The sequence below is a fragment of the Arthrobacter sp. TJ-58 genome (assembly GCF_058269295.1).
Map to the genome: position 1 here is coordinate 489,391 of NZ_JBZCNM010000001.1, position 15,836 is coordinate 505,226.

Consider the following 15,836-nt stretch of genomic DNA (forward strand, 5'->3'; position numbering starts at 1 on the left):
AGAACATAGAGTAGGAGAATGGCTGATGTCGACCACCGCCACTCGCGATCGCTCAGGGGCACGGACATTTGGCTGGTTCTTAGCCAAAAGGATTGTGCAGGCGGCGGTCGTCATCGCGATCGTCTCAATAGTCGTGTTTATGTTGCTTCAAGCGCTCCCGGGCGGACCTGCACGGGGGATTCTGGGACAACAGGCGACTGAAGCCCAGATTGAGGCCTTCAACCATGAGATGGGCTTCGACCTGCCACTTATCCAGCAGTACTTGAATTACGCGGGCCAGTGGCTACACGGTGACCTGGGCCGGTCATTTGTCATGAACACGGAAGTGTCTGATGTGATCCTGCAGCGGTTGCCGAAGACGCTGGTCCTGGCACTAACCGCTGTCTTTGGCGCCCTGGCAATCGCGATTCCGCTGGGAATGGTGCAGGCGCTCCGGCGCAACAAGCCCTTTGACTACGTGATGACCGGGTTGAACTTCATTGTGTACTCTACACCGAGCTTCTTCCTGGGGCTGCTGCTCATCATGCTCTTCAGTCAGGTACTGGGATGGCTTCCCGCAACGGCGCCGCAGGGAAACACTGTGGCGGAAATCCTCTCCCACCCGAAGGAAATGATCCTGCCGGTGCTTACCAGTGGGCTGGCCGGCGTGGCGACTTTCTCGCGCTATATGCGCTCATCCACGATCGATAATCTGCACGAGGATTATGTGCGGACGGCGAGAGCAAAGGGCACCCCGATCAATAAAGTGGTTTTTCGGCACGTCTTGCGAAACTCCCTGACTCCGGTTGTGACGATGCTTGGTTACTACCTACCCGTAATGTTCGGTGGCGCGCTGGTGGTCGAACAGCTCTTCAACTTCCCCGGAATGGGCCTGCTCTTCTGGAACGCAGCACAGACCAGTGATTTCCCGGTTCTGCTGGGCTGTGTCCTGGTTATATCCGTGGCAACCGTCATCGGATCATTGCTCGCCGACATCACCCAGTTCATACTCGACCCCCGTGCCCGTGGAGGTGTCCGATGAGTGCCTCGATACTCGCCCGTCCTGCCCAGAAATCCCCCGGGGCACGTGCTCTGCGCCAGTTCCGTTCCAACAAGCTGGCGCTCCTTGGGGTAGGCATTGTGCTGGCCTTGGTACTTTTCTGTTTCGTCGGACCACTCGTCTACCCGACAGAACAGGTCTCCACCGACTTGATGCAGGCGGATCTCCGCCCTGGCCAGGACGGCCATCCGCTAGGTACCGACGGTCTGGGATACGACGTCCTGGGGCGGCTGATGGTTGCTGGCCGCACATCGATTCTCATCGGGCTTGCAGCCGGCGTGCTGGCAACCGTCCTCGGCACCTTGTGGGGGTCTGTGGCGGGCTACCTCGGCGGAGTGGTGGATTCTGCCATGATGCGGGTTGTAGATGCCGGCATTGCCATCCCCGGCATCTTCTTGCTCCTGGTTATTTCCGCTGTCGTCCGGCCGAGCGAATGGATGTTGGTGCTGATTATCGGTGCAGTGTCCTGGTTAGTGCCGGCCCGGCTCACACGAGCGGAAGCACTATCGCTGAAGAGCCGGGAGTACGTACTGGCAATCAAGGCCACCGGGGGTAGCAATCGGCGCGCCATCCTGAGGCACATCATTCCGAATACAATCGGAACCGTTGTTGTCAATGCAACCTTTCAGGTGGCGGACGCCATCCTGTTGATCGCCTACATCAATTTCCTCGGGATGGGCTTGCAGCCGCCGGCCACGGACTGGGGGGCCATGCTTTCAGACGGAATTTCGTCTGTCTACTCCGGCACTTGGTGGCTGATCTTTCCGGCGGGAATCGCCATAGTCCTGGTTGTGAGCGCTTTCAACTTCATTGGTGACGGACTCCGTGACATGTTCGATGTAAGGGGCCGATCATGAACGGCAATTCCAGCAGTGCAGCAGCACCTTCAACGCGCCTTCCAGCACTCAGCATTGAAAATCTGACTGTTGACTTCAAGACGGATAACGGCACGGTGAATGCCGTACGAGGTGTGTCCTTCGAGGTTTCGAGGGGCGAGGTTCTGGCCATTGTCGGGGAATCCGGCAGTGGAAAGTCCATCACTTCCCTAGCGGTCATCGGTTTGCTTCCGGGCAGCGCCCGGGCCGCCGGAGTGGTTGAAGTTGACGGTACCAGCGTCCTGAACGCCTCGGAATCCGTAATGAACTCAATCCGCGGCAACGTCGTGTCCATGGTCTTCCAAGAACCGATGACGGCATTGAATCCGTCAATGAAGGTTGGAAACCAGGTGGCCGAGGCCATCCTGAACCACAACAAGCTCTCCACATCCGAAGCCAGCAGACGTGCCGTCAGGCTCCTGGCGAAGGTTGGTATTCTGGACGCGGCGGCGAAAGCGCACAGCTACCCGCATCAATTGTCTGGCGGCCAGCGCCAACGGGTTGTCATCGCCATAGCCCTAGCCTGCAACCCCATCATGATCATCGCCGATGAACCAACGACGGCCCTTGACGTTACAGTGCAGGCCGACATTCTGGAACTGCTGCGGGAATTAGTGAAGGCAACGAATACCGCCCTGTTGCTAATCACGCACAATATGGGTGTCGTGGCGGATCTGGCGGATAGAGTCGTGGTGATGAATGCTGGCAGGATTGTCGAATCCGGTTCGGCGGTTCAGGTCCTCACTGCCCCCGCAGAGCCCTACACCCAGGCACTGCTCGCTGCTGTTCCCGCGCTTCCCGAGACTCAGTGGGATCGAATTGTTGCCGAAGAACGTGCGGGGGAATCTGCCAGTTTGGAAAAGAGTCTCCCCGCGGCCACCAAAGACGCCGTTCTAGACATGCGGAGCGTGTGCGTCGATTACAGCTCCAGCGGGCGCAAGGTCCGCGCTGTTGATCGGGTCAATCTGTCGATCGGACAGGGAGAGATTGTTGGTTTGGTGGGAGAATCGGGTTCGGGGAAATCGACCCTCGGAAGGGCGCCTTTGGGCCTGGTCCCGGTTACATCTGGCGACATCACACTGTTCGGTGCGCGCGTCGGCGCCACTTCCCGGCGTGAGCTGCGGAAATTGCGCTCCCGTGTCGGCGTTATTTTCCAGGACCCTGGCGGATCCTTGGATCCGAGGATGACAGTGGGGGACTCTATTGCCGAACCTTTGGTGATGCACGGCGTTGAGGGCCGCCGGCCAGGCCGCAGGGAACGGCAAAACAGGGTCGACGAATTGCTTGAAGCAGTGCGGCTGCCCGGGGACGCGGGCTTCCGTTATCCACATGAGCTCTCCGGAGGCCAGCGGCAACGCATCGGCCTTGCGCGTGCCCTCGCCCTGACGCCGGAACTGTTGATCGCAGATGAACCCACCAGCGCCCTGGACGTTTCGGTACAGGACGAAGTCCTCTCACTGCTGATGGAATTGCAGAAGGAGTTTGGCTTTGGCTGCCTGTTCATTAGCCACGATCTGGCGGTGGTCCACTCGGTATGCCAACGCGTGACAGTCATGCGGAATGGCCGGGTCATTGAGACCGGCGACACGGCTGAGGTGCTGCAGTACCCGCAGGCATCTTATACGCGCCACCTCCTTGCCTCTGTCCCGAGTCCCAATCCGATCACGCAAGAGGAACGCCGCACTGCGCGGCTGGCCCTGGCTACTGCTAAGTCTGAGGTTGTCTAAGGATGTACCCGCGGCTGGGAATAGATATCGGCGGGACCAATATCTCCGCTGTCGTTATGGATGAAGACGGATTTGTCCGGGGGCGGTCGGTCCAGGAGACTCCGGCCAGATGCGGCGGAGATGCCATAGTGGAGGCTTGTCACTCCGCTGCAACAGCCGCTACAGCCCGTGCCGGAGTTTCGCCGCTGGTAGCGGGCGCCGGCGCTGCGGGCGTTATAGATGCCGATGGTGTTGTCTTGGCTGCAAGTGATTCCTTTGCTGGATGGGCAGGCTATGCGCTCGGCGCTGAGCTCAAGCGCAGTTTGGGTATGCCTGTGCGCGCGGGAAATGACGTTGCCGCGTTTGTCTTGGGCGAGCAGCGTTTCGGAGCCGGGCGGCTTTTGACGAACTTCTTCGGAATCGCATTGGGCACGGGTGTGGGCGGAGGTCTCGTCTTGGACTCGGGCCTGCACACCGGGGAAACGGGTGCTGCGGCCGAAATTGGGCACATTCCGGGGTTCGGCGACAGGCTGTGCACGTGCGGCCGCAGAGGACATCTCGAGACCCTCGCATCAGGTCGCTCCATTGCGACGTTGTTTGCCGAGGCAACGGGACGACAGCACACAGCCAAGGAAATCGCAGAGTTGGCCCGCAGAGGCGATACGGATGCCGCATCAGTGTTCCAAATTGCCGGTGCGGGGGTGGCGCGCGCCGCTTTGATCATCTCCGGGGTTCTGGATATTTCCACCTTTATCATCGGGGGAGGAGTCGCCCACGCCTGGGATATTCTGCAGCCTTCAGTAGATGCAGAGCTGCTAAATTCCCCACCCATATCCGGAAACCCTGTCAGCATTCTCAAGAGCGCGCTCGGGTCGGATGCGGTGGCGATCGGTGCCTCTCAGTTTGCGGATTCACTGCCCTCGTTGCGCGCATTCCACTGAAGCTCAGCTTCCCTTATACCGCCCTTTTCGGAGCGCTGTCATGGTAAGTCCGGGAGCTAGAGGCGCTGGTAACAGAGCCACAGCTTGCCCCAACACTGCGGGCACGCGTTCAGCGTGCCGGAGTGCAGTGAGAGCCCTTACTTCGCTGCCAGGAGCAGGCCGGAACGCGGGATCGAGGGCAGCTGGGACAGCGAAATGCTCAGGTCCTGCGCCGGAACACGGTAACCGCCCGAGGCCAGCATCCGCACCGCTGTCTTCACCAGTTCCAGCGTGAGGGCCTCGCCGGGGCACCGGTGTGCGGTGGTGACCTGGCCGGCCCCCTGCGGCACCAGCCGGTAGGGATTGTCATCCCAGGAGCGGAACCGTTCGGGGCGGAAGGCTTCGGGATCCGGCCAGAGCCGGGCATCATGGTTGGTGCCGTAGATGTCCAGCATCACCCAGGCGCCAGGCCGGAAATCATGGCCGTTCCAGCTGAACTCCTTCAGTGCAGTGCCGGCGATGGCCGGGAAGAAGGGATAGTAGCGCCGCACTTCCTGGGCGAAGGGCTCCAGGTCCTCCAGATCCTCCGGGGTGCCGGCCGCGAACTGCTGCTGCCACTGGGGATGTTCCACGAGGGCTGTGCCGGCGAAGGTGATGAAGCGGGCCACCGCTACGATCGGACGCAGCACGTTGAGCAGTTCAACCGCCGCGGTGTCCGCCGGCAGCAGGTTCCCTTCCCGGTCTCGGTGGTCGGCCACCAGCCCAACGGCCGACGTCGGCGGCACCTGCATGCTGCCGGACCGGATCGCTTCGATAATCTCCTGCGCCCACTTTTCCGTGCGGCGGCGGCGCAGCTGGGCCCACCAGTTCTGCGGCCCGAAGGAACCGGCCTGGTCCACCATCAGTCCGAATTCGGCCGCACGCTGGTCCACCTCGGCATCGGAGACCTCAATGCCGGCCCATTCACACGCCGCGGCGGTGAGCATCCAGCGTGCTTCCTTGTGCAGGACCACGGCTGATGAAGTCCAGCCGGCGCTGCGCCGGCGCCAGACGGCCTCAAAGATTGACCCCAGCCGGGCAACGGATTCGGGTGCCATCATGTCCATGAACATGCCCTTGCGGTGGTGGTGCTCGGCGCCGTCGAGGGTCTGCACGCTGCCCTTGTCCTGGAGCAGGTGCACCACGGTGGGCGGCAGGGCGCCCTTGCGGCTGAAGCGGTCGCCGTCGTAAAAGATCCGGGCCGCTTCCTCACCGCGCATGCAGTACACCGGGCGTCCGGCGATGCGGGTGCGGAACAGGTCCGTTCCGAGGCGGTCGCAGCGTGAGGAAATGAATGTGTATCCCTCCCGCAGGAAGGCCAGGGAGCTGTCCAGTGCGGGCAGTTTAGAAATCATGAAAGTCGCTCCGGAGGATGGGTAGTCAGGATGCTTACTATCTTCAGCCTACCCAAACGGGATGCTGCTTCACACGGCGGGTGCCGGCGCCGGATCCGTTGCCCAGTAGCCCAGGGCCACCACGGGAAGGATGACACCGAGACTGGTGAACAGCTCCAGCGCGGCCGGACCATGGCCGCTGACCTCGCCGGTGAGCGTCATGGTGATGGTGATGGACGAGAGCATGAACACCAGCACCAGCACTGCCGCCAGGGCGGTGCCCGCTGCCCGCAGGCCGGCCCGCCGTCGTCGTACCGAGACCCACAGGGCCGGCAGAATCAGCGCAATCCACACCCAGTGATGGAACCAGGAGATCGGCGAGATGGCCAGCATGACCACCGCGTTGGCGCTGATCGCGGCGATGATGTCTCCGCGGCCATCAGCACGGCGGATGGCCAGGTACCCCAGGACGACGACGGCGGCGGAGGCCAGGAGCCACAGCGGGCGCTGCAGGGACTCGGGGGTGCCCAGATGCGCGATCAGCGAGTTCAGCGACACGTTGTACATGTCGGTGGTATCGCCCACCCGGCTGGAATCGGACAGCGCATCGAACCAGAACGTGCGGGACTGGGCGGGGGAGGCAAGCCAGCCCACGGCCACAGTGGCAGCGAAGGTTGCCCCCAGAGTGAGGATGGCGCGCCAGTCGCGGCGCACCAGGAAAATCAGGCCGAACGCCAGCGGAGTGAGCTTGATGCCGGCAGCCAGTCCGATCAGCATGCCGCGGGGCACCCGTCCGGCGGGACGGACCAGATCCGCCACGATCAGCAGCATGAGCATCGGATTGATCTGGCCGAAACCCAGTCCTTCACGCCACGGCCCCAGCAGGCCGATGAACAGGGTGGCCAGGACCACCACTCCGGCGGGACCGCCGAGCGCGCTCTGCAGGCGCGCGGGAACGGCGTCCTCGTGCCGGAGGTAGCGGGACACCAGAAACGCTGTTGCCACCAGGCAGGCGCAGGAAGTGGCAGTCAGCAGTACCAGTCCGGCGGCTTCGGGGAGGAAGGCAAACGGGGCCAGAAGGAGCGCCGCGAACGGCGGATAGGTGAACGGCAGGCCGCGGGTGTCGGTCTCCACCAGGGCCGGGTCATACAGCTGGTGTTCGCTTTTGCCCAGAAACGCCAGCGCGCCCTCGCGGTACACGGTGAAATCCAGGCCGTGGATCTGGGCTCCGAATACCACCAGCACGAGGGCTGCGGGTATGCCAAGGATGAGCCAGAGAAGCGTGCTGCGGGTCCGCGTGCCGTGAGCCGACGTCGATAATGCCATGCCTGCCAGTCTAGTTGGGCCTCCGGGCGGCAACCGACCCGGCCCGGGCGGCAGGGCCGTCCGCTGGGGCGCCGTCCTGCTGCTGTCCCAAGGTGCGCAGCGAGGAGCGGCTGAGGCAGAATGCGGCGATTCCTGCCGTCGCCGCGCCGCAGCAGGCAATCGTGGGAACCGGCCCCGCGGCATCACTGATCCAGCCGAGCAGGTTGTTGGCCAGGAGCAGGGGGATCATCTGGGCCAGCACGGCTGCCGACTGGACCCGCCCCAGATGGGACTGCGGAACGAGGGTGAGCATCAGCGGAGCAACCTTGCCGCTGAACACTCCGGTTCCCAATCCGGCGACGGCGGCCGGCGCACCGCACAGCCACGGGTTCGGCACCAATGCGAGGACCATCATCGCCGCACCGCAGAGTGCCAGCCCCGCCACCGGCGTCACCCGGGTGAGCGCCCGGCGGCCCCTGGCCACGATGAGCAGCACCACCGCCGCCATGCCCGCTGCGTAGCATCCTGCGACTGTTCCTGCTGCAGCAGCGTCCCAGCCTCTGCTTCGTCCCAGAAGCGGCACAAGCAGCGTGGTCAGCGGCAGCACCAAACCGGACACAGCGGCCAGCAAACCCAGAACCGCCCGGATCTGCACCAGTTTCCAGGCGACACGGAGCCCGTCCGCAGCTTCGCGCAGCATGGAGCGGTGCACTCCGGGTGAGCCCCCGTCCGGAACAGATACCGATGTCCGGGCAACAGCAACGGTGCGCCGCAGGCACAGAAGGACTATGAACATCAGCAGGTAGCCGCCGGCGGCAGCGGCAGCGCTTCCGCCCAGCGTCAGCCACACGACGACGACGCCCCCGGCTGCCGGCCCCGCAGCCGCGGTCAGCTGGATCAGCGCCTGGCGTGCCGCCGTCGCCCGCAGCAACGCGGGCCCGGGCGTCAGCAGCCGGGGAAAGGTGGATCTGGGTTCCCATCAGGGTCCAGACCGTGCCGAAAAGCCACCAGGAGTAGGACGCCGGCAAGCGCTCTGCCTCGGCACCGGAATGGATGGAATCGGGTCCGGGCAAGGGGGCTCCTGACTGATCTGTATTTCCAGATCACTGGGTGATCCATCAGAGTAGGCCGCTGAACCGCGGACGTCACCCCTAATATTCGTCAGCAGGCTTAGTGTTGTATCCGACGTTGCAGGCGGGGAAGAGCTCCGCGGACGCGGGGAAGGGAACGGCATGAGCGAGGAACGCCGCAGGGAAATTGGGGAATCAGAAGCTCCCGTTGAGGATGAGCTGCAGGAGTCCTTTGAAAACACGATCACCGAAGGAGCGGAGCGGCTGCACCGCACCTTCCGCACCGTTCTCGTTACCGGATTCTTCGGAGGACTTGAGGTGGGGCTGGGAGTCATGGCGTATCTGGCCGTGATGCACCAGACAGGAGATCATCTGCTGGCCGGAATCGCCTTCAGTGTCGGCCTCATTGCGCTGTTCCTGGCGCACAGCGAGCTCTTCACCGAGAACTTCCTGATGCCGGTGGCGGCCGTGGTGGCCAAGGAAGCCAGCGTCAGCCAGCTGCTCAAGCTCTGGGGCGGAACCCTGCTGGCCAACCTGGCCGGCGGCTGGATCATCATGTGGATTGTTATGCAGGCCTTTCCGCAGTGGGAACCAACAATTGCCGAATCGGCCCGGCATTTCACGGACGCACCGTTCTCCCTGCAGACCGTTGCACTCGCCGTTCTGGGCGGCAGCACCATCACCCTGATGAGCCGCATGCAGCAGGGCACGTCCTCGGACCCGGCAAAAATCGTCGCCACCGTGATTGGCGGCTTCCTTCTGGCCGGGCTCCAGATGTTCCACTCCATCCTGGACTCGCTGCTCATCTTCGGAGCCATCCAGTCCGGTGCCGGCATCACCTACCTCGACTGGCTCGCCTGGTTCGGCTACACGCTGCTCTTCAACATGGTGGGCGGCTTGGTGCTGGTGACGGCCCTGCGTCTGGTGCGGACCAAGGAACTGCTCAAGCAGCGCCGGGCGGAAGCTCCGGCCGACCCCAACGCCGCCCGCGGCGAGGGCTAGGGCAGAGGCGGGTTAGGGGGAGGGCGAGCCTTTCGTCTGCCGAGCGAGGGCCGCACTGATAATGCGCGCCGCTTCCGGAAACGCCCCGGGGTTCGGTCCGGAGTAGTTCAGGCGCAGGTGCGGGCCCGTCGGTTCGGCCGGGAACCATTCATCTCCCGCCGCCACCACCACGCCGTCGCGCTCGCAGTCCAGCACCAGGCGGGGCAGATCAGTGGCGTCCGGCAGCCGCACCCACAGGTTCAGCCCGCCCCGGGGCAGCACCGCCACGTGGGCACCGGGCACATGGTCCCGCAGGGCTGTGTGCAGCAGATCGCGGCGTACGGCCAGCTGCCGGCTCAGCCCGCGCAGGTGCGCAGCCCACCCCGGCTGCGTAACGACGTCGAGCGCCACCGCCTGCAGCATGCCGCTGACGTACATCGACTGCGCCTGCGTGTCCGCCAGGATGCGTTCGCGGGCCGGGCCGCGGGCCACGATGCCGGCCACCCGGACAGCGGGCGAGACGCTCTTGGTGAGTGAGCGCAGGTACACCACGTGACCGCTGTCATCGCGGGCCGCCAGCGGATGAGCTTCAGCCGTGATGCCAAAATCATGCGCCCAGTCATCTTCGATCAGGAACGCTCCGTACCTCCGGACGACGTCGAGCACGTCGCCCGGAGCGGACGCGGACCACTGGATCCCCGTCGGATTGGCGAACGTGGGCTGGGCATAAAAGGCGCGCGCCCCGGTCTGCTCAAAAGCCCGGACCAAGTCTTCGGGATCGGGCCCGTTGATACCGCTGGGAATGGGCACAACCTCCACGCCGGCCTGCGCCGCAGCGAGGATGGCACCCCAATAGGTGGGCGATTCCATCAGCAGCGGACGGCCGGCGCCCACTAGCGCCCGGAAGACGGAACTGAGCCCGCTCTGGCTGCCGGGGAGAATGACGACGTCGCTGGGCGCCGGGGGCGCGACGCCGGCCGGGGTGCCCGCTTCCAATTCGCCGGCGAACCAGGCCTGAAGTTCCGGCAGGCCGGCTGCCGGAGAACGGCTGACCGCGGCACCGCTGCGGGCCGCGCGCGTGAACGCGGTGCGGACCAGGCGTTCGGGCAGCAGCTCGCGGTCCGGATAGCCGGAGTGCAGGGAAATGACGTCATTGGAAGCAGTGCGCAGGGCTGCGGAGAGCTGCGGTGCGCGGACATGGGGCGTGCCCAGGGCGGCGGTCTGCCAGCCGTAGTCGTTGGGGCGGGCGAAGCGGACCGCACGGACAAACGTGCCCACTCCGGGGCGGGTTTCCACTGCACCCTGGGCAGCCAGGGTCCGCAGTGCCTGCTGCACCGTAACCGGACTGGCGCCGTACTGAGCCACCAGCGCCCGGGTGGAGGGGAGCATGGCTCCGGGCAGGGCCGTGGAGATCCAGGAGCGCAGGCCTGTGACAATCCGATCGCTACTGCTATCGTGAGACATGTCACAGCATAGTAGCGCTACTGTCTTGAAACCACCACTGCTATCCACAAAAGCCGGCCTCGGCTGGGGCCTGCTCGGAGTGCTCGCCTTCTCCTTCACACTGCCGCTGACCCGCATCGCCGTGGGGGACGGCGGGGACGGCGGAATGTCTCCGCTGTTCATCGGTGCCGCGCGGGCAGTCATCGCAGCGGTTCTCGCGGCGCTCGCCCTGACCCTAACCCGGCAGAAGCTGCCGCACGGCCGGCAGTGGCTGCGCCTCGGCGTTGTGGCCGGGGGAGTGGTGCTTGGCTTCCCCCTCCTGACGTCCTTTGCCCTCACTTCCTCTCCGGCCAGCCACGGGGCCGTCGTCGTCGGTCTGCTGCCGGCTGCCACGGCGGTGGCGGCAGCGGTGCGCGGACGCGATCGGCCGCCGGTGGCCTTTTGGCTGGCGGCAGCTGCCGGAGCTGGCGCCGTCGTCACATTTGCGGTCGTGAGCGGCGGCGGACTCGGCGGCCTGCACCTTGCTGATTTGCTGCTCTTCGGCGCCGTACTGGCCGGTGCTGCGGGCTACGCCGAGGGCGGGCTGCTCGCCCGCGAGCTGGGGGCCTGGCAGACGGTGTCCTGGGCACTGGTACTTGTTTCGCCGCTGATGATCGGGCTGACGGCCGCCGCGGCCATCCGGCAGCCGCCGTCGGGCACGTCCGGCGAGTGGGCAGCGCTTGGTTACCTGGGTGCCGTGAGCATGTTCCTGGGGTTCTTTGCCTGGTACCGGGGGCTGGCCATCGGGCCCATGGCGCAGGTGAGCCAGGTGCAGCTGGCCCAGCCCGTGCTCACCATCTGCTGGGCGGCGCTGCTTCTGAGGGAACAGCTGGGCTGGGCAACGCTCCTGGGCGGGGCCGCCGTGATCGCCTGTGCGGGGATCTCCGTCAGCACGCGGCGCAGGCGCGCCGCCGGCTGACGCTCCTGAACCGTCAGTCCCCATCCTCTTCGCCTGCGGCATCGGTCGGCGCGGCAAGCCCGAGTTCTTCGATATCCAGTCGTGCCTGCAGGCGAAGCAGCACGGAGTCGTCAATCCGGCGCTCGTCGCGCAACCGGATCACCGTATTCCGTTTTGTGGCAACGAGCGCAAGTGCCAACTCGCGGTACTGCTGTGCCCTGGCCAGCCCGTCCGTGTGGCGGGCGGGGTCGTCCCCGTGGTGCAGGGCGTTCAGGATGCTCAGCCGCTGCCGGTATTCGGTCTGCAGCTCTTCGATCACCTGCGGATCCGTTCCGAGCCGGGACGCGGCTGCGGACAGAGCGGACAGGGCATCGCTCAAGGCCGATGTTTCTGCCACGCGCAGCTCCTCGGTGCGGACCTCCCTATTGGGGGACAGCTTGGCCCACCGCAGGCCAGCAGCAGCACCGGTGCCGGCAGCCCGAGCCGCCCCGCGGCGAGGGTGCAGATCAGCACAGCCAGACAGAGGACCACCACCAGCTCGGAACCAAGCATGTCAGGGCCGGTAAGGTCCGCAGACGGAGATGAAACCCGTGCAGTTCTCCATTCCTCCACGGTAGGGGTGTGCTGCCTCCCGCGGGAGCCACGACGAGCGCGTACATCCTGGCAGGCAAAAGGCAAAGGCAGAGGCAGACGGCATGTCGGTCCCCGCTGATGCCGCAGGCACTGGCAGGATCGGGCACATGCGACATATGGGGATTCTGCTTTTTGACGGGGTTGAAGAACTGGACGCCGTAGGGCCGTGGGAGGTCCTGGCGTACTGGACGCAGACATATCCGGAGGACAACTACGACGTGCGCCTCCTGTCCGCAGACGGGAAACCCGTCACGGCGGCCAAGGGAATGCTCCTGACGCCGCACGCCTCCCGGTCGGAAGCGCCGGACTTTGACGTCTTCCTTCACCCCGGCGGACGGGGTGCGCGGAAGCTGATGGTGGATGAGCAGCATCTGGAATGGATGCGGGCCCTCCGGGCACAGGTTCCGCTGATGGCCAGCGTGTGCACGGGAAGCCTGGTTTACGCGGCCGCCGGACTGCTGGCGGGCCGCCCGGCCACCAGCTACTGGGATTCCCTGGCCCTGCTGGCCGAGCTGGACCCCACCATTGAGGTCCGCTCCGAAGAGTGCTGGGTGGACGACGGCGATGTGGTCACCAGTGCGGGCGTGAGCGCCGGCATCGACATGGCCCTGCACCTGGTCCGCCGGCTGGCGGGGGAAGAGCGTGCCCGCCAGGTGCGGAGGGGTATCCAATACGATCCGCAGTCTCCGGTGTAGGAACCGGGTCAATCATTCACTGAACCCGCTAACGTCTGAGGGGTCAGCTAGGGTCGGCGGTAACCGGGCACCTGGACGTGGCACCGGGCGGGCGGCAGGGGAAGGAACGGGTCGTGATGAAAACGGAAGAGACCGTGGAACACCTGGATGTATTGATCATCGGCGCCGGACTCAGCGGCATCGGCGCGGCGTGCCGGCTGCGGCAGGAGCATCCCGGCCGGACAATCGCGCTGCTGGAATCCCGCAGCCGTCCGGGAGGAACCTGGGACCTCTTCCGTTATCCCGGAGTCCGCTCAGATTCAGACCTTTACACCTTCGGCTATGACTTCCGGCCCTGGCGTGAAGAAAAAGCAATCGCCGACGGCCCGAGCATCCTGCAGTACCTGAAAGACACCGCTGCGGAGTACGGCGTTGATGCCCTTATCCGGTACCACCACCGGGTCCTCGCGGCGGACTGGTCCAGCCGGGACTCGCGCTGGAACGTCACGGTGGAACGCACCGTGACTCCGCGGGAGGGCGCAAGCGGTGCCGGGGAACCCGCCGGATCCGGGGAAATCCTGCATCTTTCGGCCGGCTGGATCTTTAACGCCGCGGGGTATTACCACTACGGCCAGGGGTATGCGCCGGAGATTCCGGGGCGGGAACTCTTTTCGGGTCCGGTGGTGCATCCGCAGTACTGGCCGCAGGACCTGGACGTGGCGGGCAAGCGGATAGCGGTGATCGGCAGCGGTGCCACCGCAGTAACCCTGGTCCCCGCGCTCGCAGACCTCGGCGCGGAGGTGACCATGATCCAGCGCACCCCCACTTACATCCTGCCCATCCCCGCGGAGGATCCGATCGCGCGGCGGCTGCGCGGCGTCGTCGGACCCGAACGCACCGGACGCATCATGGCCGAAATCAGCGCCCGCCGGCAACGCGCCATCTGGGTCTTTTGCCAGCGCTGGCCGCGTACCGCGCGCAAGGCCATCCGGCGCATCCAGTCCGGCGTGGTTCCCCCGGATTTTGACGTGGACACGCACCTCAACCCGCCGTACCAGCCCTGGGACCAGCGGCTGTGCGCCGTGCCGGACGGCGACTTTTTCACTGCCCTGCGCAGCGGCCGGGCAACCATGGTCACCGGGCAGACGGCCGGCTTCAGTGCGCACGGCATCCGGCTTGCCTCGGGCGAGGAGGTGGAGGCCGACGTCGTCGTGACCGCCACCGGGTTCATCGTCCAGGTGCTGGGCGGCATCCAGATGCGGCTCGACGGCGTTCCGGTGCGGTTGCCCGAACATGTGGCGTACCGCGGCGTGATGCTCAGCGGCATTCCGAACATGGCCTTTGCCATCGGCTATACCAATGCCTCCTGGACGCTGAAGGTCGGGCTGCTGACCCGGTGGTTCTCCCGCCTGCTGACCCACATGGACCGGCACGGGCTGAGCGCAGCTGTCCCCGTTACGCCGGAGGGCCTTCAAACGCGGCCGCTGCTGGATTTCGGCGCCGGGTACGTCCAGCGCAGCCTGGCCGACCTGCCGCGGCAGGGCACGCAGGAGCCGTGGCTGATGACCATGAACTTCCTGGCTGACCGCAGGGATCTGCAGAAGGGAAACGTGGTGGATGAGTATTTGCAGTTCACGGCCGCCGAGGACGCAAACAAGCCGGAAGGGGACCGCTTTGCTTCCCTCGGATCCGGGGTGCGGCTCTGCTACCGGGTGAACGGGCCGGACGACGGCGAACCGGTGGTCCTGGTCGCCGGTCTCGGGCTGGACCTGACCTGTTGGCCGAACGGTTTTGTGGACGGCTTGGCCGCAGCCGGGTACCGCGTCATCCGGTTCGACAACCGCGACGCCGGCCGGTCCAGCCGCATGGCAACACCCACGCCGTCCCTGCTGCACCAGGCGCTGGGACGTCCGGTGCCCGGGGCCTACCAGGTCGAGGACATGGCGGAGGACGTCGTGGAGCTTTTGGATTACTTGGAGATTTCACGCGCCCATGTCGCGGGAATGTCCCTGGGCGGCATGATTGCCCAGTCCGTGGCCGCCCATCACCCGGACCGGGTCCTCACCCTGACCTCTATGATTTCAACCACCGGTGCCCGGGGAATCGGCGAGGCGTCCCTGTCCACCAAGCTGAGGTTTGCGGCACGGCCTCCGCGCACCCGGGAGCAGTTCATCCGGTCGCGGGTTGCCCTGATGGGCCATCTGTCCGGCCGGACTTACCCTGCCGATGCCGGCTTCGAGACCGAACAGGCCGGGCTGGCCTGGGACCGCGGTGACTACCCGGACCGGGGAACTGCCCGATCCCGGCAGTTGGGGGCCATCAACGCTTCTTCAGACCGCACCCGCGACCTGGCCGCAATCCAGGCTCCCGCGCTGATTATCCACGGAGACCGGGACCCGGTGGTGCATCCCAGCGGGGGCGCCGCCACAGCGGCCGCCATCCCCGGAGCACGCCAGGCCACGGTTCCCGGCATGGGCCATTACTTCCATTCCGCCGTGGTGCCCGAACTGCTGCGGCTCGTTACCGGACACCTGGCTTCAGGCAGGGCAGCGGACTCAGCCGGCGCCGCGGAACGGTCCGCCTACTGAGCCATTCCGGGGGAAACCGGAACAAAGTTGATCTTGTTGTTGTCCAGGACCCGCTTCTTTGCAATGCGGGTGAATCCCTTGGCGTCCAAATGGTTCTTTTCGCGGAAATCCGCCAGGGCGGCGTCGTAGGCCTTGTTCATCTGCTCGCCGGTGATGATTTCGGTGGTTCCGTCGGTGAAGCTGATGCTGACGGACGCCGACTGGGGAAAATGGCGGTCCATGCGAACGAAGCCGTCGGTGTCCTGCTGAAGAGAGATCAAGTGTTTCCGCCTTTAGAGATGATGAGGTTCCA

General features: G+C 65.3%; 14 protein-coding genes. 8 read left to right on the forward strand and 6 right to left on the reverse strand.

Annotated elements, in window-relative coordinates; translation table 11 throughout:
- Nucleotides 1-25: 25 nt before the first annotated feature.
- Genes AC4D2W_RS02325 through AC4D2W_RS02340 form a run of 4 tightly spaced genes read left to right on the forward strand, consistent with a single transcriptional unit; the run spans nucleotide 26 to nucleotide 4,561 of the window.
- Nucleotides 26-1,021: an ABC transporter permease gene (locus tag AC4D2W_RS02325; RefSeq protein WP_490925298.1), complete on the forward strand. Its 996-nt coding sequence runs from the start codon at nucleotides 26-28 to the stop codon at nucleotides 1,019-1,021.
- Nucleotides 1,018-1,896: an ABC transporter permease gene (locus tag AC4D2W_RS02330; protein WP_490925299.1), complete on the forward strand. Its 879-nt coding sequence runs from the start codon at nucleotides 1,018-1,020 to the stop codon at nucleotides 1,894-1,896. Before AC4D2W_RS02325 ends, AC4D2W_RS02330 begins: the two co-directional genes overlap by 4 nt.
- On the forward strand, nucleotides 1,893-3,641 hold the full coding sequence (locus AC4D2W_RS02335; protein WP_490925300.1) for a dipeptide ABC transporter ATP-binding protein: 1,749 nt from the start codon (nucleotides 1,893-1,895) through the stop codon (nucleotides 3,639-3,641). Before AC4D2W_RS02330 ends, AC4D2W_RS02335 begins: the two co-directional genes overlap by 4 nt.
- Before the next feature lie 2 nt (nucleotides 3,642-3,643).
- Nucleotides 3,644-4,561 (forward strand): ROK family protein, encoded by a 918-nt coding sequence (locus tag AC4D2W_RS02340; protein WP_490925301.1) that lies wholly within the window; start codon nucleotides 3,644-3,646, stop codon nucleotides 4,559-4,561.
- Between the two features lie 137 nt (nucleotides 4,562-4,698).
- Here AC4D2W_RS02340 and AC4D2W_RS02345 read toward each other — a convergent pair whose 3' ends face one another.
- The 3 genes from AC4D2W_RS02345 to AC4D2W_RS02355 form a co-directional block, all read right to left on the reverse strand.
- Complete coding sequence (locus AC4D2W_RS02345) at nucleotides 4,699-5,934, reverse strand: cytochrome P450 (protein WP_490925302.1); 1,236 nt, start codon at nucleotides 5,932-5,934, stop codon at nucleotides 4,699-4,701.
- Nucleotides 5,935-6,003: 69 nt separating this feature from the next.
- Complete coding sequence (locus tag AC4D2W_RS02350; protein WP_490925303.1) at nucleotides 6,004-7,239, reverse strand: glycosyltransferase 87 family protein; 1,236 nt, start codon at nucleotides 7,237-7,239, stop codon at nucleotides 6,004-6,006.
- Between the two features lie 10 nt (nucleotides 7,240-7,249).
- A complete protein-coding gene (locus tag AC4D2W_RS02355; RefSeq protein WP_490926001.1) occupies nucleotides 7,250-8,170 on the reverse strand; it encodes an MFS transporter in 921 nt (306 codons plus the stop codon).
- Between the two features lie 280 nt (nucleotides 8,171-8,450).
- On the opposite strand from AC4D2W_RS02355, the gene AC4D2W_RS02360 reads away from it, so the two are divergent.
- Complete coding sequence (locus tag AC4D2W_RS02360) at nucleotides 8,451-9,290, forward strand: formate/nitrite transporter family protein (protein ID WP_490925304.1); 840 nt, start codon at nucleotides 8,451-8,453, stop codon at nucleotides 9,288-9,290.
- 12 nt (nucleotides 9,291-9,302) lie between these two features.
- Here AC4D2W_RS02360 and AC4D2W_RS02365 read toward each other — a convergent pair whose 3' ends face one another.
- Complete coding sequence (locus AC4D2W_RS02365; RefSeq protein ID WP_490925305.1) at nucleotides 9,303-10,733, reverse strand: aminotransferase-like domain-containing protein; 1,431 nt, start codon at nucleotides 10,731-10,733, stop codon at nucleotides 9,303-9,305.
- Here AC4D2W_RS02365 and AC4D2W_RS02370 point away from each other — a divergent pair.
- Nucleotides 10,732-11,670: a DMT family transporter gene (locus AC4D2W_RS02370; RefSeq protein ID WP_490925306.1), complete on the forward strand. Its 939-nt coding sequence runs from the start codon at nucleotides 10,732-10,734 to the stop codon at nucleotides 11,668-11,670. The genes AC4D2W_RS02365 and AC4D2W_RS02370 overlap by 2 nt on opposite strands.
- A 13-nt stretch (nucleotides 11,671-11,683) precedes the next feature.
- Here the strand turns inward: AC4D2W_RS02370 and AC4D2W_RS02375 are convergent, their stop codons facing one another.
- Nucleotides 11,684-12,046 carry a hypothetical protein gene (locus AC4D2W_RS02375; RefSeq protein WP_490925307.1) on the reverse strand — a complete coding sequence of 121 codons (363 nt, stop codon included), beginning with the start codon at nucleotides 12,044-12,046 and terminating at the stop codon, nucleotides 11,684-11,686.
- 352 nt (nucleotides 12,047-12,398) lie between these two features.
- On the opposite strand from AC4D2W_RS02375, the gene AC4D2W_RS02380 reads away from it, so the two are divergent.
- Together AC4D2W_RS02380 and AC4D2W_RS02385 are read left to right on the forward strand one after the other, a co-directional pair.
- Nucleotides 12,399-12,977, forward strand: coding sequence for a DJ-1/PfpI family protein (locus tag AC4D2W_RS02380; protein WP_490925308.1), 579 nt, complete (start codon nucleotides 12,399-12,401; stop codon nucleotides 12,975-12,977).
- A 116-nt stretch (nucleotides 12,978-13,093) separates the two neighbouring features.
- Nucleotides 13,094-15,544, forward strand: a complete 2,451-nt coding sequence (locus AC4D2W_RS02385; RefSeq protein WP_490925309.1) for an alpha/beta fold hydrolase — start codon at nucleotides 13,094-13,096, stop codon at nucleotides 15,542-15,544.
- On the opposite strand, the gene AC4D2W_RS02390 is transcribed toward AC4D2W_RS02385, so the two are convergent.
- Nucleotides 15,538-15,804 (reverse strand): hypothetical protein, encoded by a 267-nt coding sequence (locus tag AC4D2W_RS02390; protein ID WP_490925310.1) that lies wholly within the window; start codon nucleotides 15,802-15,804, stop codon nucleotides 15,538-15,540. The two genes, AC4D2W_RS02385 and AC4D2W_RS02390, sit on opposite strands and share 7 nt — an antisense overlap.
- Nucleotides 15,805-15,836: the final 32 nt, after the last annotated feature.

Bases quoted from the DNA above. Each gene is read 5' to 3' on its own strand.
- AC4D2W_RS02370 (WP_490925306.1), top strand. From the start codon at position 10,732: ATGTCACAGCATAGTAGCGCTACTGTCTTGAAACCACCACTGCTATCC.
- AC4D2W_RS02340 (WP_490925301.1), top strand. From the start codon at position 3,644: ATGTACCCGCGGCTGGGAATAGATATCGGCGGGACCAATATCTCCGCT.
- AC4D2W_RS02350 (WP_490925303.1), bottom strand. From the start codon at position 7,239: ATGGCATTATCGACGTCGGCTCACGGCACGCGGACCCGCAGCACGCTT.
- AC4D2W_RS02365 (WP_490925305.1), bottom strand. From the start codon at position 10,733: ATGTCTCACGATAGCAGTAGCGATCGGATTGTCACAGGCCTGCGCTCC.
- AC4D2W_RS02330 (WP_490925299.1), top strand. From the start codon at position 1,018: ATGAGTGCCTCGATACTCGCCCGTCCTGCCCAGAAATCCCCCGGGGCA.
- AC4D2W_RS02345 (WP_490925302.1), bottom strand. From the start codon at position 5,934: ATGATTTCTAAACTGCCCGCACTGGACAGCTCCCTGGCCTTCCTGCGG.
- AC4D2W_RS02325 (WP_490925298.1), top strand. From the start codon at position 26: ATGTCGACCACCGCCACTCGCGATCGCTCAGGGGCACGGACATTTGGC.
- AC4D2W_RS02385 (WP_490925309.1), top strand. From the start codon at position 13,094: ATGAAAACGGAAGAGACCGTGGAACACCTGGATGTATTGATCATCGGC.
- AC4D2W_RS02335 (WP_490925300.1), top strand. From the start codon at position 1,893: ATGAACGGCAATTCCAGCAGTGCAGCAGCACCTTCAACGCGCCTTCCA.
- AC4D2W_RS02380 (WP_490925308.1), top strand. From the start codon at position 12,399: ATGGGGATTCTGCTTTTTGACGGGGTTGAAGAACTGGACGCCGTAGGG.
- AC4D2W_RS02360 (WP_490925304.1), top strand. From the start codon at position 8,451: ATGAGCGAGGAACGCCGCAGGGAAATTGGGGAATCAGAAGCTCCCGTT.